A 15918-nucleotide genomic window follows, 5' to 3' on the forward strand; every position below is an offset into this window, starting at 1 on the left:
CGTTTCGCCGTCGAAGGCGCGGTATTATGCCTGCTTTGTCCGAAGGCATGAAAAGACTGCCCGTCGGAACAGCCGTGTTTTGAGGATTTTAGATGACGCCCTGGCTGACAGTAGTGGGAATCGGTGAAGACGGCTTCAGTGGCCTGGGCAAAAATGCCCGGCGCGCACTGCTGGGGGCTGCGCGGATATTCGGCGGGCAACGCCAGCTCGACCTGCTGCCGGCGTGCATCCGTGCCGAACGCCAGGCCTGGCCCAGCCCGTTCTCCATCGAACCGGTGCTGGCCCTGCGCGGTACGTCGGTCTGCGTGCTGGCGAGCGGCGACCCGATGCTGTTCGGCGTCGGTGCCAGCCTGTCGCGCCAGGTGAGCGCAGAGGACATGCAGGTGCTGCCCGCACCCTCCGCCTACTCGCTGGCCGCCGCCCGCCTGGGCTGGGCCCTGCAGGATGTGGTGTGCCTGTCGGTGGTCGCCCGGCCCGTCGCGGCCCTGAGTGCGCAACTGCATACGGGCGTGCGCCTGCTGGTGCTGAGCAATGACGGGCAGAGTCCCGCCGCGATCGCCGCCCTGCTCCGCGAACGGGGTTTCGGGCCGAGCCGTATCAGCGTACTGGAACACTTGGGCGGTGCGCTGGAGCGTCGCGTCGACGGAGTGGCAGACACCTGGCAGGAGCCCACCATCGCCAAACTGAACCTGGTCGCCATCGACTGCCTGGCCGATCCGACGACGCCGCGCCTGTCGCGGATCGGCGGCCTGCCGGACTCGGCTTTCCGCCACGACGGCCAATTGACCAAGCGCGACGTCCGCGCCATCACCCTGGCCCGTCTCGCTCCGGTGCCCGGCGAACTGCTGTGGGATGTCGGCGCCGGCAGCGGCTCCATCGGCATCGAATGGATGCGTGCCCACCCCGGTTGCCGGGCCATTGCCGTCGAGGCGGACGACGGTCGCCAGCAACTGATCGAATACAACCGCGACGCCCTCGGCGTGCCCGGCCTGCGCCTGGTGCGCGGCAGCGCGCCGGAGGCCCTGGCGGACCTGGAGCCGCCGGACGCGATCTTTATCGGCGGCGGCGTGACCCGCCCCGGCGTGCTGGATACCTGCTGGGCCCGGCTCAAGCCCGGCGGACGCCTGGTGGCCAATGCCGTGACCCTGCAAAGCGAAGCGCTCCTGATGCACTGGCGGCAGGTCCATGGCGGCGAGCTGACCCGTATCCATATCGCCCAGGCCCAGCCCCTGGGTGACTTCGATACCTGGCGCCAGGCGCTGCCCATCACCCTGCTCGACGTGGTCAAGCCTCGCGATGCGTGACGAAACCGCCGAACAACCCGCGCCCCTGCGCAGCGGCCTGACCACCGGCAGCTGTGCCACCGCCACCTCGCTGGCGGCGGCACGGCTGCTGCTGGCCGGCGTCAGCCACGATGCGGTGCGGATCATCCTGCCCAAGGGCAAGCAGGTGGAAATGCGCCTGGAGTTCTGCCGCCTGCACGAAGACGGTGCCGAGGCCGGGACCCTCAAGGATGCCGGCGACGATCCGGATGTCACCCACGGTGCCCTGCTGTATTCGCGGGTCCGCCTGATCGCCGAGCCCGGCGTGCAGTTTCACGCCGGTGCCGGTGTCGGTACCGTGACGCGCCCGGGCCTGGTGCTGCCGGTCGGCGAACCGGCGATCAACCCGGTGCCGCGCAAGATGATCAGCGACCACCTGCGGCAACTGGCGGCCGAACACGGCTATGCCGGTGGCTTCTCGGTGACCGTCAACGTCGAGGGCGGCGAAGCCCTGGCCCTGAAGACCATGAACCCGCGCCTGGGCATTCTCGGCGGGCTGTCGATCCTCGGCACCAGCGGCATTGTCCGGCCGTTCTCCTGCGCGGCCTATATCGCCTCGATCCACCAGGGCATCGACGTCGCCAAGACCAATGGCTACCTGCATATCGCCGCCTGCACCGGCAATGCCAGCGAAGACACCATGCGCCGCGTGTACAACCTGCCGGAGATCGCCCTGATCGAAATGGGCGATTTCGTCGGTGCCGTGCTCAAGCACCTGCGCAAAGTGCCTGTGGATAAATTGAGCCTGTGCGGCGGCTTCGGCAAGATCAGCAAGTTGGCCGCCGGGCACATGGACCTGCACAGCCGGCATTCGAGCATCGACCTGCCGCAACTGGCCGAATGGGCCGCGGCGGTGGGGGCCGATGAGGCCTTGCAGGACGCCATCCGCCAGGCCAATACCAGCCAGCAGGCCCTCGCCATGGCCAGCGCCGCCGGGATCGCCCTCGGCGACGCGGTCTGCCGGCATGCGCTGGACTTTGCCCGCAGCGTGGTTCCGGCGCAGGTACAGGTCGAAGTCTTCGCCATCGATCGCCAGGGCGGTGTCGTGGGTCATGCGGGAGCTTTCCGATGAAGGTATTGCTGCTGGGCGGCATCACCGAAGCCCTGGCGATTGCCCGTACGCTGGGTCCGCGGCATATCTACAGCCTCGCGGGGGTTGGCCGGGTGCCGGGCGACCTGCGCTGCCAGGTACGGGTCGGCGGTTATGGCGGGGCCGAGGGCTTGGCGGTTTTTATCCGCGAAGCGGGCATCGACCTGCTGCTGGACGCCACCCATCCCTATGCCGCGCAGATCAGCCGCAATGCCGTCGCGGCGGCTGCTATCAGCGGCATTGCCTGCTGGGCACTGCGTCGCCCGGACTGGGTGGCCGAGCCTGGGGACGACTGGCGGGAAGTCGCGGACTGGGCCGAACTGGTCGACGCCCTGAAACCGTTCCAGCGACCGCTGTTCACCCTCGGCCGCGAACCGCTGCAACACCTGGATGAAATCCCCGCCGGACAGTTCTGGACCCTGCGTGCGCTCGACGAGTATCCCGGCAACGAACGCTGCGAAGTGATCGGCGCCCGTGGCCCGTTCCGCCTGGAGGACGAGCGAGCCCTGTTCGAGCGTCGCGCCATCGACGTGCTGATCAGCAAGAACAGCGGCAGCAGCGCGACCGAGCCCAAGCTGCAGGTGGCCCGCGAACGCGCACTGCCGGTACTGATCCTCAAGCGCCCGGTATTACCGGCTGCGGCACGCGAGTTCCAGACGCTCGAGGAAACACTTGAGGCGTTGGCAATCGCCCTTCAATAGATCACGATCGTCGCTTGTCAAAATAGTAACTTATTCGTTACCTTGAGGACGCGGATGATCGATGTCGAAGAATACATACGGGACAACCACGGCAACCCGTTCGAAAAGTGGTTCGCTTCACTGGATGTGCAAAAAGACATCCGGCGCGCCAAGTTGCTGGTTGACGAATACAAGCGCCGCAAAAGCGCAGAACTGCATACGAGGTAACGCCAATGGCCCTGACCCGCAGCTTCAAGCAAACCGTCGCCGAACGGGCACAACGCGATCCGGCATTCGCCGAGGCGTTGCTGGACGAAGCCGCCAGCCTGTTTCTCAATGGCGAACCGGAAATGGCCCGGGTGATCCTGCGCGACCTGGTCAACGCGACAGTCGGCTTCGAGGGATTGGCCAGGGAAACCGACAAACCCAGCAAAAGCCTGCACCGCATGCTCTCCGCCAACGGCAATCCCAGCATGGACAACCTGGCAGCCATTTTTTCCGTGATCCGCACAACACTGGGGGTCAGCATTGAAGTACACGCGGTGCCGGCAACCTGAGTGCTTGCTGCTACGCTTCACCGAAGCCTGCCGGGGATAAATCCCCTGCCTTGTTGCGACCTTTCACCGCAGCGCCTGCTTTTACTTATGAAGGACGTTCAGGCTAAATAACCCACTGCCTTGAAACATCTGACGGAAATCCTTCCATGTCCCGACAACGGCTCGCAGTAGCTACCTGGATCGCCTGCTGCGCAGTGCTGTTCAATCTGCTCGCCATGCCGATTTCCGGGGCCATGGCGCAATCGCTGGATCGCTCCGTGTCGGAACAACTGCTGTGGGGCAGCTTCTGCTCCGCCAGCGGCAGCCGACTCGTTGCCATCGACCTCGGCAAGCTGGAGCAGAAGGCCCCGGCGAGCGACGAACACTCCAATATGCAGCACTGCTGGTGCTGTTCCGGCTCGGCGCCGTTGGTGGCGTTACCCGGACACATGCCCCAGCTACAGGTTGCGCGCCTGGACGCCAGCCACAGCCGTGCCGGCCAACCTGTCGATACACCCACACCCCGCCAGCAATGGCCCTCGCTCAACCCCCGAGCCTCTCCGCCAAGCTGATTCACACTCGCAACCCTTTGCGTTTTGAATCGTTATGGAGAACTCCCATGCTCAAGAATGCCCTGCTCCTGGCCGCGTTGCTGCTGCCCGTCGGTTTTGCCAATGCTCATGAATTCAAGGTTGGCGACCTGCAGATCACCCACCCGTGGTCACAGGAACTACCGCCCAACGCGCCGACCGTGGCCGCCTATTTCGTGATCCATAGCCAGGGAGCCACACCTGACCGCCTGACCGGCGTCGACAGCCCCATCGCCCAAAAAGCCGAGTTGCATGAACATGTGATGCAGGGCGACCTGATGAAGATGCAGCAGGTGCCGGGCGTCGACATCCCGGCCAAGGGCGAGGTGAAATTCGCGCCCATGGCCTACCACGTGATGCTGCTGGACCTGAAGGATCGCAGCCTGCTGCAGGACGGCAAGCACTTCCCGTTGACCCTGCATTTTGAAAAGGCCGGCAACGTGACCGTCGAGGTCGCGGTGCAGAAACAGGCGCCCGCCACGGCGGGCGACAGGGAACATCAGCACGCCCAGTAACCGACGATCCCACTGAGCGCCATGCGCCGTTCCCACCTCAGGCCCAAGCCCTCCCACGTCCAGGTACGTGGCGGCTGGCTGAGCCTGTTCGCCATGTTGATGATCTTTGTCGGCCCGCTGATATCCCAGGCGATGCCGATGGACCATCACGCCATGTCGATGTCGATGGACATGAACATGGCAATGCCCATGGACATGCCCGGACAGGAGGACGCGGATGCCGGGCATGCCGGTGGAGGACATCACGGCAGCGGCGGCGAACATCACGCCCTCTGGGAAAAGTGCGGCTACTGCACACTGCTGTTCAGTTGCCCCGCCCTGCCCCAGACCCTGACCTTCGCCGCCCTCGACGGCCCCCGGCCCACGGCGCTGGCCGCCACGCAAACCCGCCTGGGCCATGCCCAGCGCACCATCTTCCCCGGTGCCCGCACCCGCGCCCCACCCGCATTCGGCTAGGCAATCCCACAACGCTCACACGGTCGTCCCGCACGGTGGCAAACAGCTGCTGCGCGGTGACCGTGTTGTATTCGCTTGAATGATGGAACGCTTATGTCCACAGCAAACACTCGCCTGCGCGCTACGCGGGCGGCACTCCCTTTCGCTCCCGGCGAACCCCGTGCCCGCTTGCGCCAGGCCACCACCCTGGTGTGCGGGGCTCTGCTGGCACCGACGCTGTTCGCCGCCGAGACGGTCGACGATCCCTCGCCGCAAGCCCGGGAAATCAGTCCGACAGTCATTACCGCCGTCGCCCCCAGCTCGCCACTGACAATCGTCACCAACCCCGGGGATCCGCGCCAGCCGGTACCGGCCAGCGACGGTGGCGACTACCTCAAGACCATCCCCGGCTTCGCCCTGGTGCGCAACGGCGGCACCAACGGTGATCCGGTGTTGCGTGGCATGTTCGGCTCGCGCCTGAATATCCTGACCAATGGCAGCATGATGCTTGGCGCCTGCCCTGGCCGGATGGACGCGCCCACGTCCTACATCTCGCCGGAAACCTACGACCGGCTGACCGTGATCAAGGGCCCGCAAACCGTGCTCTGGGGCCCCGGCGCCTCGGCCGGCACCATCCTCTTCGAGCGTGAGCCCGAGCACTTCGGTGAACTCGGCACGCGGCTCGACGCCAGCGTCCTGGCCGGCTCCAACGGCCGCTTCGACAAGGTGATCGACGCCGCCGCCGGCGGTCCCCTGGGTTATCTGCGGGTGATCGGCAACCAGGCCCACGCCGATGACTACAAGGACGGCAACAACGACACCGTGGCCTCGCGCTACGACAAATGGAACGGCGATGTCGCCCTTGGCTGGACCCCGGACGCCGACACCCTGCTGGAGCTGACCGCCGGCAAGGGCGACGGCGAGGCGCGCTACGCCGGGCGGGGCATGGACGGCTCGCAGTTCAAGCGCGAAAGCCTGGGCCTGCGCTTCGAGAAGTCCAATATCGGCGACGTGCTCGACAAGCTCGAGGCCCAGGTCTACTACAACTACGCCGACCACGTGATGGACAACTACACCCTGCGCCAACCCTCCGGGACGGGGATGATGGCCGGCCCCATGGCCTCCAATGTCGACCGGCGTACCCTGGGTGCGCGGCTCAAAGCCACCTGGCACTGGGCCGACTGGCAACTGATCGGCGGCCTCGATGCCCAGACCAACGAACATCGCGCCCGCAGCAGCATGGGCATCGATACCTACAAGGACCTGCCACGCACCAGGGACGCCGACTTCCACAACTACGGGGTATTCGGCGAGCTGACCTGGTACGCCGCCGAACATGACCGCCTGATCAGCGGTGCCCGCGTGGACCGTGCCTCGGCCCGGGACTTTCGGCAACGCATCGGTTCAGGCATGGGCGCCCGCACGAACCCGACCGCCAACGACACCCGCGCCGATACCCTGCCCAGCGGTTTCGTACGCTATGAACACGACCTCGCCGACAGCCCGGCCACGTTCTATACCGGTCTCGGTCACGCCGAACGTTTTCCCGACTACTGGGAGCTGTTCTCCCCCGATAGCGGCCCGGCCGGTTCAGCCAACGCCTTCGACGGGATAAAGCCGGAGAAGACCACGCAACTGGACTTCGGCGTGCAGTACAAGACCGCCGACCTGGAGGCCTGGGCCTCGGGCTACGTCGGCCAGGTGCGCGACTTCATCCTGTTCGACTACCAGCCGGGGATGATGGGCATGACCTCCCAGGCACGGAACATCGATGCACGGATCATGGGCGGCGAACTGGGCGCGGCCTACGCGCTCACGTCCAACTGGAAGGCCGATGCGACCCTGGCCTATGCCTGGGGCAAGAACACCAGCGACGGCAGGGCGCTGCCGCAGATCCCGCCACTCGATACCCGCCTGGGCCTGACCTACAGCCAGGATGACTGGAGTGCCGGTGCCTTGTGGCGAATGGTTTCGGCGCAGAACCGCATCGACCCGGACAAGGGCAACGTGGTCGGCAAGGACTTCTCCAACAGTGCCGGGTTCGGTGTGTTCTCCCTCAATGGCGCCTACCGGATCAACCGGCACCTGAAGGTCAGCACCGGCGTCGACAATCTGTTCAACAAAGCCTACGCCGAACACCTGAACCTGGCGGGCAATGCCGGGTTCGGGTATCCGGCCAATGACCCGCGGGCCATCAACGAACCGGGCCGGACCTTCTGGACCAAGGTGGACATGAGTTTCTAAACACACCGCAGAACCTGTAGGAGCCGGCTTGCCGGCGATGGCATCGACGCGGCGGCCTCGCTGGATCACGTCGCCTGGATCGCCAGCAAGCCGCCCCCACAGGGTACAGCCTCAAATAAACCCAAATCTTGCGGAGCACTCCCGATGAGCCAACCAAAGATATCCTTCTACAACCTCGCCTGGCGCTGGCATTTCTACGCAGGGCTGTTCGTCGCCCCGTTCATGATCCTGTTGGCCCTGACCGGGATCATCTACCTGTTCAAGCCCCAACTCGACCCACTGATGTACAGCAATCTGCTGAAGGTCGAACCCGGTCATCACCTGATCAGTGCCGATGAACAATTACAGCGGGTCCAGGCCGCCTATCCACAGGGCCGCATCAAGCAGTACCTGCCGCCGGTCGACGCCGGGCACAGCGCGCAGTTCGTGGTGATCCAGGATGCGCGGGAACTCAACGTGTTCATCGACCCCTACCGCGGCAACGTCCTCGGCGACCAGGATGCCAAGCGCAACCTGCAAGCCATCGCCCGCGCCCTGCACGGAGAACTGATAATCGGCACGGTCGGCGACCGCCTGGTGGAACTGGCCGCCGGCTGGGGCGTGGTGCTGGTGGTGTCCGGGGTCTATCTGTGGTGGCCGCGCGGGCGCTCTCCAGCCGGCGTGCTCTGGCCGCGCCTGACCAGCCGTGGCCGACTGCTGTGGCGCGACCTGCATGCGGTCACCGGTTTCTGGGGCGCGGCGCTGCTGCTGTTCATGCTGCTCAGCGGCATGACCTGGACCGGCTTCTGGGGCAAGCAATATGCCGAGGTCTGGAACAAGTTCCCGGATGCCATGTGGAACAGCGTGCCCAAGTCCGACGTCGAGGCCCGCAGCCTCAACACCGCCACCCGCCAGACCGTGCCCTGGGCCATGGAAAACACGCCGATGCCGATGTCCGGCGACCACGCCGAGCACATGAACCACGGCGCGGCCCACGCCGGTCCGGCCGCGCCGACCATCACCCTGCAACAGGTGGTCGAGATCGCGCGGGCGCGCCGCATCGAACCCGGCTACAGCATCACCCCGCCGAGTACCGCCGAAGGCGTGTTCACCATCGCGGTGTTCGCCGACGACCCGCGCAACGACGCCACCCTGCATGTCGACCAGTACACCGGCACGGTTCTCGCCGACGTGCGCTGGCAGCAATACGGCAATGTCGCCCGGGCCACGGAAATGGGGGTGATGCTCCACGAAGGCAAACTCTTCGGGCCGCTCAACCAGTTGGCGATCCTGCTGATCTGCCTGATGATCCTGCTGAGTTCGATCAGCGGCGTGATCATGTGGTGGAAACGGCGCCCGCAAGGTGGCCTCGGGGTTCCGCCGCTGCGTCACGACCTGCCGAAGTGGAAAAGCGCGATGCTGATCATGTTTGCCCTGGCGATCCTGTTCCCGCTGGTGGGCGTCTCGCTGATCGTGATCTGGGTGGTCGACAAGCTAGTGCTGTCGCGCCTGAACCGCCAACATGAATCGACCTCACCTTCATCCTGAAAAGCGTTGAGATGCGCGAAACAGAGGGTTCTATAAACTTTCGGGAGCATCGTCTTGCAACCCTATATTGTTATAGTATAACAATATCGCGAGATACCCGACCCACAGCCGCCCGCTGCGGGTCTTCCTGAAGATAAGCGACTTACCACCCCGATGAACAAGTACCTCGTATCCGGCCTCTGCCTGCTGGCGGTCAACCATGCCCAGGCGGATGCCACGCTGACCCTGCCCACCGGCACCATCACCGCGCCTGCCGTCGATAGCGACGCAGTCGATCTGAAGACGCCCACCACGGCAGGCTCGCGCCTGGGCCTGACCGCGCTTGAAACACCGGCCAGCACGGAAAGTCTCACCGGGGAACGTATTCGCGAACGCGGCGACAACACCGTGCAGGACGCGGTGTCGCGTAGCACCGGCCTGAGCCGCACCGGCACGCCCGGCGATGGCGGCACGTCATTGCAGGCCCGTGGTTTCACCGGGCAGAACTCGGTGATGCAGTTGTATGACGGCACCCGCCTGTACAGCGGCGCGGGCACCGTGACCTTTCCGGTGGATGCCTGGTCGGTCGAGCGGGTCGACGTCCTGCGCGGCCCGGCCTCGGTCCTCTATGGCGAAGGCGCCACCGGCGCGGTGATCAACACCCTCCCGAAAAAACCTTTCTCGGGCGAAATCGAAAACCATGTGCGCCTCGGCTATGGTTCCTACGACAGCCAGCAGCAGGCCCTGGACAGCGGCGGCTCGCTGACCGACAACCTGAGCTATCGCGTCAATATCAACCGCCTGGCCAGCAACGGCTGGGTCGACCGTGGCGAATCGAGCAGCAATTTCTTCAGCGCTGCCCTGCGCTGGCAGGCCAGCGATGACCTGGTGTTCACCCTGTCCACCGACTATGGCGACCAGCAGCCCACCGACTACTTCGGTTCGCCACTGATCAACGGCAGCTACCAGAAGAGCCTGCGCTTCAAGAACTACAACGTCAGCAACGACAAGCTGCACTACAACGACCAATGGACCCGCCTGCGCACCGACTGGCAGATCTCCGATGCCATCAGTTCCAGCAACGAACTGTATTACCTCAAGGCCCGACGCCGCTGGCAGAACGCCGAGAACTACAACTTCGACCCGGCGACGCAGACCTTGTCGCGGGCCAGCTATATCGGCATCAAGCACGAGGAGGAGCAGACCGGCGACCGCCAGACCTTCACCTTCAAGCACAGCCTGTTCGGGCTCGACAGCCAGACGCTGACCGGCGTGGATATCAACCGTATCCGCTTCCAGCTCAACAGCAACGCCGGCTTCGACGACCTGCCCGGCAGCCCGCCACTGGACCTGAACCACCCGCAACCCGGCCAGTTCGAAAGTGCCGACGCCTACCAGCCCCAGTTCGCGACGACCACCAGACAGTTCTCGCTGTTCGCCGAAAACCGCACGCAACTGAGCGAGCGCTGGTCGCTGGTGACCGGGGTGCGCCGCGACTATGTGCATATCGAAAATGACGACCAGATCAACGACACCCGCAGCGACAAGAGCCTGGCCGGCAACAACTGGAAAGTCGGCCTGGTGTTCGCCTTGAGCGAAGACACTTCGCTCTACGGCCAGTACGCCACCAGCACCGAAGGCGTCGACGGCCTGGTGACCCTGGGGCCGAAGGCGCAGAATTTCGACCTGTCCACCGCCAGGCAATCGGAAGTGGGCCTCAAGCAGATGTTCTGGGACCAGCGCGGCGAGTGGACCCTGGCGGCCTATCACATCGTCAAGAAGAAGCTGCTGACCACCGACCCGGGCAACTCGCAGAACCAGTTGCAGGTCGGCCAGCAATCGTCCGACGGCCTGGAGGCCAGCCTCGACCTGAAACTGGCCCGCGACTGGCAGTTGCAGGCCAATGCCTCGATCCTCAGGGCGCAATACGATGACTTCGACCAGTCGGTCGGCAGCACGGTCGTGTCCTACAAGGGCAACCGTCCTGTGGATGTGCCCCGCCGCACCGCCAACCTCTGGCTGAGCAAGGCGATCACCGACGAGGTGAAAGCCGGTGCCGGTGTGCGGTATGTCGACGCGCGTTATGCCGACCTCGCCAATACCGCCGAACTGCCGAGCTACACCGTGGTCGATGCCAACGTGTCGTGGAAAGCCTTGCGCAACACCACCCTGGGCCTGCAATTGAACAATCTGTTCGACCGCCAGTACGCACAAAGCCAATACAATAGCGGCCAACAATGGATCATGGGGCAGCCACGCTCGTTCTTCGTGACCGCGGGCTACACCTTTTGACAGTACCGGGATCGTTCCCACGCTCCGGCGTGGGAACGCCGCCATGGACGCTCCGCGTCCGCTCTTGTGACGCCGGGCGTCACGGTATGCGTTCCCGCGCCGAGCGTGGGAACGCTCAATCACAGACAGGAATGGAATGACCTCGCTGACCCTCGCCAACCTGGCCTGGACACCCCTGGGCCAGAACCACTGCCATCACCAGTTCCAGCTGCGTGACGCCAACCTGCGGGTGGCGGCGGGTGAATTCGTCGGCCTGATCGGCCCCAACGGCAGCGGCAAGACCAGCCTGCTCAAGTGCGCCTATCGCTTCAGCCAGCCGGAAAGCGGCGAGGTGCTGCTCGAACACCAGAACGTCTGGAAACAGTCGCCCCGCTGGTGCGCCCAGCGTATCGCGGTGGTGCTCCAGGAGTTTCCCGATGCCTTTGGCCTGACCGTCGACGAAGTGGTCGCCATGGGCCGCACGCCCCACAAGAAACTGTTCGACGGCGACAGCGCGCTCGATCGCCAGCTGGTTCGCCAATGCCTGGAATCGGTCGGCCTGCTGGGCTTCGAAGAGCACGCCTTCGCCACCTTGTCCGGCGGTGAAAAACAGCGGGTGATCCTCGCCCGCGCCCTGGCCCAGCAGCCGCAACTGCTGATCCTCGACGAACCGACCAACCACCTCGACCCGCGCTACCAACTGGAGCTGCTGACCCTGGTCAAGCGCCTGAAGATCGGCACGCTCGCCAGCATCCACGATCTCAACCTGGCGGCCGCGTTCTGCGACCGGCTGTATGTGATCAACCATGGCCGCATCGTCGCCAGCGGCACGCCCGACGAGGTGCTGACGGCGGATCTGCTGCGCGCCGTGTTCGGCGTCGAGGCCCTGATCGACAGCCACCCCCTCTGCGGCTACCCACGAATCACCTGGATAACCCAACCATGAAGTTACTGCGTCTGGCGCTTTGCCTCGGTTCCCTGTTCGCCTCCCTGACCGCCCTGGCCGAGCCCACCCACTACCCGTTGACGGTGCAGAGCTGCAACCGCCAGGTGACCTTCAAGGAGGCACCGAAACACGCGGTCAGCCACGACATCAACATGACCCAGATGATGCTCGCCCTGGGTCTCAAGTCGCGGATGGCCGGCTACAGCGGCATCAGCGGCTGGAAAGCGGTGACCCCGGAAATGGCCAGGATCCTCGACGGCCTGCCGGAACTGGCGGCCAAGTACCCGTCCGTGGAAACCCTGCTCAATGCCAACGTCGACTTCTTCTTCGCCGGCTGGGACTACGGCATGCGCATCGGCGGCGACCTCACCCCGCAGACCCTGGCGCCGCTGGGCATCAATGTCTACGAATTGACCGAGTCCTGTGCCTTCGTGATGAAGCGCCCGGGCGCCAGTCTCGACGACACTTACAACGACCTGCGCAACCTGGGCCGCATCTTCGATGTCCAGGACCGCGCCGAAGCCCTGATCAGCCAGATGCAGGTCAGGGTCGCGGCAGTGCGCAAGAACCTGCCCGTCGAGCGTCCACGGGTATTCCTCTACGACAGCGGCGAGGACCGCGCCATGACCTCCGGCCGCCTGGCCATGCCCCAGGCGCTGATCGAAGCCGCGGGCGGGCGCAACGTGCTGGACGATGTCGACGCCAGCTGGACCCGGGTCAACTGGGAAACCGTGGTGGAGAAGAACCCGCAGGTGATCGTCATCGTCGACTACAGCGAAGTCACCGCCGAGCAGAAACAGCACTTCCTGGAGACCAACCCGGCCCTGCAGTCGGTGGATGCGATTCGCAACAAGCGCTTTATCGTCATTCCCTATGTCGAGGCAACGCCGGGGATCGATAACGTCAAGGCCATCGAAACCCTGGCCAAGGGTTTCCACCCACAATGATGAGCCGCCGCTACCCCCTGCTGCTGGTCGCCCTCGGTGCACTGTTGCTGGTGTCGTGCGTGGTGTCGCTGGGCTTCGGCCCGGCGCGGGTGCCGGTGGACGTGGTGTGGCGGATCCTGTTGTACAAACTGCTGGGCACCGGCACGGTCGACTGGAGCGCCGGCCAGGAACATATCGTCTGGCTGATCCGCGTCCCGCGCATGCTGCTCGGCGCCCTGGTCGGCGCCGGACTGGCCCTGATCGGCGCGGTGCTGCAAGCCGTTACCCGCAACCCGCTGGCCGACCCGCACCTGCTGGGCGTGACCTCGGGCGCCACCCTCGGCGCGGTGATCGTGGTGCTGCACGTCGGTGAAATCATCGGCCTGCTGACGCTGCCCATCGCCGCCTTTATCGGCGCCCTGGGCAGCATGCTGGCGGTGCTCGCCATCGCCAGCCGCAAGGGCCGGTTGGACAGCGATCGCCTGCTGCTGTGCGGGGTGGCGGTGTCCTTCGTGATGATGGCGATCGCCAACCTGCTGCTGTTTCTCGGCGACCACCGGGCCAGCTCCGCGGTGCTGTTCTGGATGCTCGGCGGGCTGGGGCTGGCGCGCTGGGAACTGCTGCCGGTTCCGTCGGTGATCGTGCTGCTGGGGCTGGTCCTGCTGCTGAGCATGGCCCGCTCGCTGAATGCGTTGATGGCCGGCGAACAGACCGCCGTGACCCTTGGCCTGAATGCACGCAATGTGCGCTTGCGGGTCTTCCTGATCGCCTCGCTGATGACCGGCGTGCTGGTCGCCATCAGCGGCTCCATCGGGTTTGTCGGCTTGATGGTGCCGCATATTGCCCGGCGCCTGGTGGGCGCCGAGCATCGCCGCCTGCTGCCGGTGTCGGCACTGCTGGGCAGCGTGTTCCTGGTCTGGGTCGATGTCGCGGCACGGACCCTGATCGCCCCCGAGGACTTGCCGATCGGCGTGGCGACCGCAGCCATTGGCGGGCTGTTCTTCATCGGCTTGATGCGCCGTCGCTAAAAGCTTCGCCGGCAAGCCCGCTCCCACAGTGTTGGACTGCCGCGGCTATTGCGCTGGCGGTCGCAAGTCCTCTTCGTGGCGGTGCGGCGTCCCGACAAGCCCACTGCCAAGGCCATCGGCACCAATCTGGCGCTCCTCGCGCACCACAACGCCAATGTCGCCCCCGCCTGGTGCAACTGTTCAGACCACGCGCCCCGCAAAAACCACCTGTCAGCCGGCTCAGATTCGGATGCCGGAAGTTCCTGGCCAAGGCGCTGTGACGAGTCATGGCCCGCCATGGCGAGGAACGGCAACACAGGGCGAGGGCTTATGGCGCCGAAGTTGACCGGTCACACAGGCCACTCGGCACACCCCTTGCAAAAGCCCCTTCAGCATCTGCATCTGCCAACCAAAAAAAACGTCGAGAATCTGGAGATCGCACCATGAAGCGTCGTAGCTTGATCAAGGCTTTCACACTGACGGCATCCATTGCCGCCATGGGCATGACCTGGACCGTCCAGGCCGCCGAAACCATCAAGGTCGGGATCCTGCATTCGTTGTCCGGCACCATGGCGATCTCCGAAACCTCGCTCAAGGACATGGCCTTGATGACCATCGACGAGATCAACGCCAAGGGCGGCGTCAACGGCAAGATGCTCGAACCGGTGGTGGTCGATCCGGCCTCCAACTGGCCGCTGTTCGCCGAGAAAGGTCGCCAGTTGCTGACCCAGGACAAGGTCGCGGTCGTGTTCGGCTGCTGGACTTCGGTATCGCGCAAATCGGTGCTGCCGGTGTTCGAGGAACTCAACGGCCTGCTATTCTACCCGGTGCAGTACGAAGGCGAGGAAATGTCGCCGAACGTGTTCTACACCGGCGCCGCGCCCAACCAGCAGGCGATCCCGGCGGTGGAATATCTCATGAGCGAAGACGGTGGCGGCGCCAAGCGCTTCTTCCTGCTCGGCACCGACTACGTCTATCCGCGCACCACCAACAAGATCCTGCGTTCGTTCCTGCATTCCAAGGGTGTGGCGGACAAGGATATCGAAGAGGTCTACACCCCGTTCGGCCACGCCGACTACCAGACCATCGTCGCCAACATCAAGAAATTCTCCGCCGGCGGCAAGACCGCGGTGATCTCCACCGTCAACGGCGACTCCAACGTGCCGTTCTACAAGGAACTGGCGAACCAGGGCCTGAAAGCCACCGACGTACCGGTGGTGGCGTTCTCCGTGGGCGAGGAAGAACTGCGCGGTATCGACACCAAGCCGCTGGTGGGCAACCTCGCGGCCTGGAACTACTTCGAGTCGGTGGATAACCCGACGAACAAGAAATTCGTCGCCGACTGGAAAGCCTACGCCAAGAAGAAAAACCTCCCGGGTGCCGACAAGGCCGTGACCAACGACCCGATGGAAGCCACCTATGTCGGTATCCACATGTGGGCCCAGGCGGTCGAGAAAGCCAAGTCCACCGACGTCGACAAGGTCCGTGAGGCCCTCGCCGGCCAGACCTTCGCCGCGCCGTCGGGCTACACCCTGACCATGGACAAGACCAACCATCACCTGCACAAGCCGGTGATGATCGGCGAGATCCAGCCGGACGGTCAGTTCAACGTGGTCTGGCAGACCGAAGGGCCGATCCGTGCCCAGCCGTGGAGCCCGTTCATCCCGGGCAACGACAAGAAGCCGGACTATGCGGTGAAGAGCAACTGAACCGCCGCTGAAGGTCGAGCCCGACGCTTGTTCGCGGGCTGAACCACACCACTTGTGGGAGCCGGGGTTTTCGTGAGGGGGGTGCCAAAGGTGGCCCCAGAACCGCTTTCGCCCCCCCCTAGAAAAAGGGTCCTCCAAGGG

The 15918-nt window shown here is 64.8% G+C and carries 15 protein-coding genes; all 15 read left to right on the top strand.

Going from position 1 to position 15918, the window contains the following annotated elements; genetic code table 11:
• The first annotated feature begins 92 nt into the window (after nt 1-92).
• The 15 genes from cbiE to urtA all read left to right on the top strand — a co-directional run bounded on the left by cbiE (nt 93) and on the right by urtA (nt 15777).
• Nucleotides 93-1304, top strand: coding sequence for a precorrin-6y C5,15-methyltransferase (decarboxylating) subunit CbiE (gene cbiE / locus ACL9RJ_RS30885; protein ID WP_422765961.1), 1212 nt, complete (start codon nt 93-95; stop codon nt 1302-1304).
• Complete coding sequence (locus ACL9RJ_RS30890) at nt 1297-2394, top strand: cobalt-precorrin-5B (C(1))-methyltransferase (protein ID WP_177118087.1); 1098 nt, start codon at nt 1297-1299, stop codon at nt 2392-2394. Before cbiE ends, ACL9RJ_RS30890 begins: the two co-directional genes overlap by 8 nt.
• Nucleotides 2391-3113, top strand: a complete 723-nt coding sequence (locus ACL9RJ_RS30895) for a cobalt-precorrin-6A reductase (RefSeq protein WP_017125646.1) — start codon at nt 2391-2393, stop codon at nt 3111-3113. The genes ACL9RJ_RS30890 and ACL9RJ_RS30895 overlap by 4 nt, the downstream gene beginning before the upstream one ends.
• 54 nt (nt 3114-3167) lie before the next feature.
• The gene (locus tag ACL9RJ_RS30900; protein WP_017125647.1) at nt 3168-3320 is read left to right on the top strand and encodes a hypothetical protein; all 153 of its coding nucleotides are present in this window, start codon (nt 3168-3170) and stop codon (nt 3318-3320) included.
• A gap of 5 nt (nt 3321-3325) precedes the next feature.
• Complete coding sequence (locus ACL9RJ_RS30905; RefSeq protein ID WP_017125648.1) at nt 3326-3649, top strand: DNA-binding protein; 324 nt, start codon at nt 3326-3328, stop codon at nt 3647-3649.
• A gap of 146 nt (nt 3650-3795) precedes the next feature.
• Nucleotides 3796-4200 (top strand): DUF2946 domain-containing protein, encoded by a 405-nt coding sequence (locus ACL9RJ_RS30910; protein ID WP_042935138.1) that lies wholly within the window; start codon nt 3796-3798, stop codon nt 4198-4200.
• 47 nt (nt 4201-4247) lie between these two features.
• Nucleotides 4248-4733: a copper chaperone PCu(A)C gene (locus ACL9RJ_RS30915; protein WP_017125650.1), complete on the top strand. Its 486-nt coding sequence runs from the start codon at nt 4248-4250 to the stop codon at nt 4731-4733.
• A 21-nt stretch (nt 4734-4754) separates the two neighbouring features.
• On the top strand, nt 4755-5189 hold the full coding sequence (locus ACL9RJ_RS30920) for a DUF2946 domain-containing protein (protein ID WP_017125651.1): 435 nt from the start codon (nt 4755-4757) through the stop codon (nt 5187-5189).
• A 93-nt stretch (nt 5190-5282) separates the two neighbouring features.
• Nucleotides 5283-7412: a TonB-dependent copper receptor gene (locus ACL9RJ_RS30925; RefSeq protein ID WP_042935139.1), complete on the top strand. Its 2130-nt coding sequence runs from the start codon at nt 5283-5285 to the stop codon at nt 7410-7412.
• 144 nt (nt 7413-7556) lie between these two features.
• On the top strand, nt 7557-8939 hold the full coding sequence (locus tag ACL9RJ_RS30930) for a PepSY-associated TM helix domain-containing protein (protein ID WP_422765962.1): 1383 nt from the start codon (nt 7557-7559) through the stop codon (nt 8937-8939).
• 153 nt (nt 8940-9092) lie between these two features.
• Nucleotides 9093-11210: a TonB-dependent receptor gene (locus tag ACL9RJ_RS30935; protein ID WP_422765963.1), complete on the top strand. Its 2118-nt coding sequence runs from the start codon at nt 9093-9095 to the stop codon at nt 11208-11210.
• A 136-nt stretch (nt 11211-11346) separates the two neighbouring features.
• Complete coding sequence (locus ACL9RJ_RS30940; RefSeq protein WP_103033007.1) at nt 11347-12135, top strand: ABC transporter ATP-binding protein; 789 nt, start codon at nt 11347-11349, stop codon at nt 12133-12135.
• Nucleotides 12132-13082 (top strand): ABC transporter substrate-binding protein, encoded by a 951-nt coding sequence (locus ACL9RJ_RS30945; RefSeq protein WP_017125655.1) that lies wholly within the window; start codon nt 12132-12134, stop codon nt 13080-13082. The genes ACL9RJ_RS30940 and ACL9RJ_RS30945 overlap by 4 nt, the downstream gene beginning before the upstream one ends.
• Nucleotides 13079-14089, top strand: a complete 1011-nt coding sequence (locus ACL9RJ_RS30950) for a FecCD family ABC transporter permease (RefSeq protein WP_042935140.1) — start codon at nt 13079-13081, stop codon at nt 14087-14089. The genes ACL9RJ_RS30945 and ACL9RJ_RS30950 overlap by 4 nt, the downstream gene beginning before the upstream one ends.
• Before the next feature lie 422 nt (nt 14090-14511).
• Entirely contained in the window at nt 14512-15777 is a 1266-nt protein-coding gene (gene urtA / locus ACL9RJ_RS30955) for an urea ABC transporter substrate-binding protein (RefSeq protein WP_017125657.1), read from the top strand.
• Nucleotides 15778-15918 lie beyond the last annotated feature (141 nt).

Source organism: Pseudomonas sp. Mn2068 (genome assembly GCF_049319725.1).
GTDB lineage: Bacteria > Pseudomonadota > Gammaproteobacteria > Pseudomonadales > Pseudomonadaceae > Aquipseudomonas > Aquipseudomonas gingeri.